The sequence below is a fragment of the Cellulomonas sp. P4_B5_2 genome, assembly GCF_056402235.1.
Genome location: NZ_JBFUHU010000238.1, coordinates 1 through 5844 on the forward strand (window position 1 = coordinate 1; position 5844 = coordinate 5844).

Sequence of the window (5844 nt, forward strand, 5' to 3'; positions counted from 1 at the left end):
GCCCTGGGACGCCTCCGCGCACTGATGTGGTGGGCGCCCGTGGAGGCGTTCCTCGTCGCGCTGCGGCCGGTCTGGTGGATCGCGCGCGGCTGGGTCGCCTACTCGGCGCTCGTGTACGTGCTCGGTGGGGCGCGGCTCCGGTTCCTGCCCACCGAGCTGGCCCTGTGGCTGATCCTCGCGTTGTGCGTGCTGCTCAGCGTGCAGTGGGGTCGCGGCGCCTGGTTCCAGTCGCGGTCGGTCTCCTGGGTCGCCGTGCTGGGGAACGCGACGGCGGTCGTCCTGGTGCTCCCGGTCCTGGTCACGGTGCAGGACCAGGCCCACCAGCGCGACGAGGTCTACGACTCCTACGTCGCCGGCGCGTTCGGCGGCGACGGCACCCGGACGATCTTCCAGGAGAAGGCGATCGACGGGGTCGTCGTCGACGGCATGCAGGTGAGCAACCTGTTCGTCTACGACGCCGAGGGCAACCCGCTCACGGACGTCCAGGTCTACGACGACCGCGGCCGGCCGGTGCGGACGACCTACGACAACGGCTACGAGCAGTACTGGTTCCCCGAGGGCACCGAGCCGTGGTCGTTCGTCAGCCGGACCGACGCGGACGGCCGTGCGCGCTGGAACGTGTACCCGCTGCGGGGTGCGCCCACGTCGCAGTTCGTCTACGGCGACGACGGGGTGCAGGTGCTCCCCGTCGGGACCAACGCGTCCACGCCGCCGTGGCCGTTCGCGAAGGCCCCGGCCCTCGACGCCCCCGCGGATGTCTCCATCGGGGCCGAGGGCGTCATCCCCTCGCCGACCGCGACTCCCTGACAGCGTGCCCGACCACGGTGCCGGTCCGGTCTTGGACCGACGACTGCTCCTGCAGCTGGGGGCGGCCGCGGGTGTGCTCGCCGCCTGCTCGCGGGCGCCGTCGGTCCCGGAGCCCACCGCGACGGACTCCGGCTGGGAGCCGCCCGCCGAGCCGATGGCCTTCCCTGAGGGGTTCGTCTGGGGCGCGGCGACGTCGGCGTTCCAGGTGGAGGGCTCCACCACCGCCGACGGCCGCGGGCCGTCCATCTGGGACACCTTCGCCGCCGAGCCGGGACGCATCGCCGACGGTGCGACGGGCGACCCCGCGGCCGACCACTACCGCCGGTGGGAGTCGGACCTCGACCTCCTCGCCGACCTGGGTCTGCCGGCGTACCGGTTCTCGGTCGCGTGGCCGCGCATCCAGCCGACGGGGTCCGGGGCGGTCAACCAGCGCGGGGTCGACTTCTACCGCCGGCTGGTCGACGGCCTGCTCGCGCGGGGCATCCACCCTGCGATCACCCTGTACCACTGGGACCTGCCGCAACCCCTGCAGGACGCCGGCGGCTGGGCGGCGCGCGACACCGCGGACCGGTTCGCGGACTACGCGGCGATCGTGTTCGAGGCCCTGCGCGACGTCGACGCCACGTGGCTGACGCTCAACGAGCCGAAGACGACCGCCTACGTGGGCTACCGGTGGGGTGCGCACGCGCCCGGGATCACCGACGTGGACCAGGCGGCGGCCGCCGTCCACCACCAGCTGCTCGCGCACGGCCGGGCCGTCCAGGCGTTCCGGGCGAGCGGCGCGGCGGGTGGCATCGGCATCGCTCTCAACCTCCTGCCGGTCTACCCCGTGGACCGCGGGGCGGACGCGGCCGCGGTGCGCGTCGACGCGGTGGAGAACAGGCTGTTCCTGGACCCCGTCCTCCTCGGGCGGTACCCGACGGACGCGATCGGCACCCTGGCGGGGCAGCTGCCGGCCGACGCCGAGGCGTTCGAGGGACTCGTCCGCGACGGCGACCTGGAGGTGATCTCCGCGCCGCTCGACCTCCTGGCGATCCAGTACTACGGGGTCACGGGGGTCGACGACGCCGGCAACCAGGTCCCGCTCTACCCGACCTCGGTGGCCACCTGGCAGCAGGTGCACCCCGAGGGTCTGTACGACCAGCTCATGGACCTGCTCATCGACTACCCGGACGCCCCGCCGCTGGTCATCACCGAGAACGGGATCCCGGACCCGACGGCGGAGGGCACGGTCGAGGACGCCGAGCGCCTGGAGTTCCTGCGCGCGCACCTGCAGCAGGCCGCCCGTGCGATCGGCGACGGAGTGCGGCTGACCGGGTACTACGCCTGGTCGCTGCTGGACAACTTCGAGTGGGCCGAGGGCCTGAGCCAGCGGTGGGGGCTGGTGCACGTCGACTTCGAGACGCAGGAGCGGACCCCGAAGGACAGTGCGCGGTGGTACTCGACGATGGTCCGCGCCAACGCGGTGGCGCCGTCCTGAGCCGCACTGTGCCCAGGGTCACCGGCTCCCCGTAGGGCGGCACCATCCCCGCGCGGCTACCGTTGAGGCATGCCTACGCCTGTCTCCGACGTCGCCACCACGCCAGCCGCCGCGGGCGCCACGGCCCGGTCGGGCAAGCCCCGCAAGGTGCCCCGCGTCGTGATCCTCGGCGGCGGCACCGTCGGTCTGTACACGGCCCGGCGGCTGCGCAAGCGCCTCGGCAAGCGCGAGGCGGCCATCGTCGTCGTCGACCCGCGGCCGTACATGACGTACGCGCCGTTCCTTCCCGAGGCGGCGGCCGGCTCGATCGACCCGCGCAACGTGGTCGCCCCGCACCGCCGCGCCCTCAAGGGCGTCGACGTGCTGCAGGGGAAGGTCAGCGAGATCAACCACGGCGGGCGGACCGTGCAGATCACCCCGGAGGAGGGCGACCCCTACTGGATCACCTACGACCACCTGGTCGTCGGGCTCGGCTCGGTCGCGCGCACGTTGCCCATCCCCGGGCTGGCGGAGCAGGGCATCGGGTTCAAGAACGTGGAAGAGGCCATCGCGGTCCGCAACCACGTGCTCAACCGGATCGACATGGCGGCGAGCACCTGGGACCCGGACCTGCGCAAGCGCATGCTCACGTTCGTCTTCGTCGGCGGCGGCTTCGCCGGCATCGAGGCGCTGGGCGAGGTCGAGGACATGGCCCGCGCCGCGGTGAAGTACTACAAGGCGATCGAGCAGGAGGAGGTCCGCTTCGTCCTGGTCGAGGGCTCCCCGCGGATCCTGCCCGAGGTCAGCGAGGAGCTCGGCGGCTACACGCTCGAGCAGCTGCGCAAGCGGGACATCGAGATCCACCTGTCGACCTTCCTCAACAGTTGCGTCGACGGCCACGTGGTCCTCTCGAACAAGATGGAGTTCGACGCCGAGACCATCGTCTGGACGGCCGGCGTCAAGGCCAACCCGGTGCTGCAGAACTCGGACCTGCCGCTGGACAAGCTGGGCCGGGTCACCTGCAACGCGTTCCTCCAGGTGGTCGACGCCGAGGGCACGCCGGTGCCGGACGCGTACGCCGCGGGCGACTGCGCCGCCGTGCCGGACCTGTACAACCCGGGCCAGTTCTGCCCGCCGAACGCCCAGCACGCGCTGCGCGAGGGCAACCACCTGGGCGACAACCTCGCACGCGTCCTGCGCTCGGCCGACGTGACGGAGTACAAGCACAAGAACATCGGCGCGGTCGCGTCGCTCGGCATGTACAAGGGCGTCGCGCAGATGTTCGGTCGCCTGAAGGTCCGCGGGTTCCTCGCGTGGGTGCTGCACCGCACGTACCACGTGGCCGCGATGCCGACCTTCAACCGCAAGATCAAGATCGCCGCCGGCTGGACCGGCTCCCTGCTGTTCCGCCGTGAGGTGGTCGCGCTCGGCACCCTGCACGACCCGCGGGCCGAGTTCCGCGCCGCGTCGGTGCCGGCGAAGCCCCGCGCGGTCGAGCCCGGCGAGGCCGACCCGGCGCTGCCGGCGATCAAGGCCGAGGCGGGGTCGCCTGCCGAGAAGAAGGCCGCGAAGGGCACCAAGAGCGCCTGACCGCCCGCGAGCGAGCCCCTGACCCCCGCCGGGTCGGGGGCTCGTGTCGTCTCTCGGACGGGCGGCACCCCTCCCGTCCGAACCCCGGCGGTGCCACCGGGGTCGCGACTAGCGTGGGGAGCATGTCACCGCCGGCAGCGCGCGAGCCCGAGGGCCAGGCGACCCCGCCGGCGCACGAGGACGCCGCCGTCGACGAGTCCACCACGACCGACGAGGAGCCGCAGCGCCCGCCCGTGGGCGCCGAGCCGCCCCCTCGTCCCGAGGTCGGCGGGGTGGGCTTCGTCGCGACGAGCGCGCCGCCGCCGATGCCGGGGGCGGTCTCGACCGGGATCAGCTTCTGGGTCGGCAGCCTCGCGGCGGGGCTGCTCGCGGCCGGGTCGATCGTGCGCTCGCAGCCGCAGCTGCGCGACCGCTTCGCCGCCGAGGTGGTCGAGCGGGACCCGACGACCACGCTCGCCACCGCGCAGGACGCCGCCAGCGTGCTCGTCTGGATCATGGTCGGTGGTCTCGTCCTGGTGTGGCTGGTGCACCTGGTGCTGGTGCTCCGCACGGCCGGTGGGCACGGGGGAGCCCGCTGGGGCCTGGTCCTGCTCGGGCTGCTCGGCGCGGCGATCGTCCTGCTCGTGCAGGACGTCCTGGCCGACTCCGACGTCTATCTGATCCGCGACCTCAACCGGGTGGCGCTGCTCGCGCAGGCGGGGCTCGCCCTGATCGGCTCGGTCATCCTGGCCTCCCGACCCTCGGGCCGATGGTTCAGGGAGCTGCGGCGCCGGCGCTGACCGTGGGGCTGTCGGAGTGCAGCGGACGCGTCGCGGAGAGCAGCCGGCGTGCCGCGCGAGCCACCTCGGGCACCCGGTCGTCGCCCACGAGGTCGAGCATCCGGGCGAGCGCGTCCTGCGCGAGCCGCCGGTCGCGGCCCTCGACGGCGACGTCGAGCGACCTGCGGAGCTCCTCCACGCCGCTGCGCCGGGACAGCTCGGTGGTCAGCTCGGCCGTGTCGAGCTGGTTGCCGCGCAGCAGGGCCAGGCAGGTGCGGACACCGAACATGCCGAGGCGGTCCAGCAGCTCGGCGCGCGCGTGCGCGGACACCGGTACGGACAGGGACGGGCGCCGGAAGCGGTCCACGGACAGCAGCAGCTCCTCGACGACCGTGCGGTCCAGCGCGGCGAGCGCGCGCAGGTCGGCCGCCTCGTCCGGCTGCAGGGTCTGCGCGGTCTCGGCGAGCAGGCCGGCCACGGGCAGCGCGACCCCGCACAGCCGGGTCACGTCCGGGTTCTCCCGGTGGCGCCGGGCGAGGCGCTCCGCGGACACCAGGGCGTCGATCCGTCCGGCGCCGACCTCGTCCGCGCGGGCCACCACGGCGATCGTGCTGGCGACGGAACCCTCGCCGCGCAGCCGCGCCAGGTCCTCGAGGTAGCGCACGTCCGCGCGCCGCACCTGGCGCACCAGGTAGACGACCACGTCGACGGCCGACGTGACCGCGTCCGTGGCGAGGAACTCGTGCGACCGGCGCGACGCCACCCCGGAGAGGGCGTCGAGCCCCGGGGTGTCGATGAGCGTGCGCTCGCGCAGCACCGGCGCGGGCCACCACACGTCGACGTGGTCGATCTCGTCCACGGGCACTCCGCGCAGGTCGAGCTGGAGCCCGGTCCGACCCGCCATCGCGGGGCTCTCCCACGAGCGGCCCGACCGGGGGTGCACGGCGACGCGCGGCGTCTYCCCGTACCGGTACCAGGTGACGGTCTGCGTGCACTCCGACAGGTCCGACGCCGCCACCCGCGCACCCACGAGCGCGTTGAGCAGCGTCGACTTGCCCGACTTGATGAGTCCCGCGAACCCGACGGTCAGCGGTCGCTCGAAGCGCTCCACCAGCCCGCGCAGCTCCGTGGCGACCAGCGGGTCGCCGGCGCAGGCGTCCGCGGCGGCCTGCAGCAGCTCGCGTGTGCGGCGAGCCGTCGGGCGCAGCGGCCCGTCGAGGTCCCCGGGGT

At 73.8% G+C, this 5844-nt stretch carries 5 protein-coding genes; 4 read left to right on the plus strand and 1 reads right to left on the minus strand.

The genetic code is table 11. The annotated features are described in order from the left end of the window. The 4 genes from AC1DUQ_RS16125 to AC1DUQ_RS16140 all read left to right on the plus strand — a co-directional run. On the plus strand, positions 1-807 hold an 807-nt coding region (locus AC1DUQ_RS16125; RefSeq protein ID WP_477074131.1), incomplete at its 5' end, for a hypothetical protein. Between the two features lie 31 nt (positions 808-838). Continuing rightward, positions 839-2287: a GH1 family beta-glucosidase gene (locus tag AC1DUQ_RS16130; RefSeq protein WP_477074132.1), complete on the plus strand. Its 1449-nt coding sequence runs from the start codon at positions 839-841 to the stop codon at positions 2285-2287. A 69-nt stretch (positions 2288-2356) separates the two neighbouring features. Continuing rightward, positions 2357-3856: an NAD(P)/FAD-dependent oxidoreductase gene (locus AC1DUQ_RS16135; RefSeq protein WP_477060217.1), complete on the plus strand. Its 1500-nt coding sequence runs from the start codon at positions 2357-2359 to the stop codon at positions 3854-3856. A 122-nt stretch (positions 3857-3978) separates the two neighbouring features. Then, on the plus strand, positions 3979-4635 hold the full coding sequence (locus tag AC1DUQ_RS16140; protein WP_477060218.1) for a hypothetical protein: 657 nt from the start codon (positions 3979-3981) through the stop codon (positions 4633-4635). On the opposite strand, the gene AC1DUQ_RS16145 is transcribed toward AC1DUQ_RS16140, so the two are convergent. Further along, positions 4610-5844 (minus strand): GTPase (locus AC1DUQ_RS16145; protein WP_477074133.1); only part of this gene is annotated, 1235 nt, incomplete at its 5' end. The genes AC1DUQ_RS16140 and AC1DUQ_RS16145 overlap by 26 nt on opposite strands.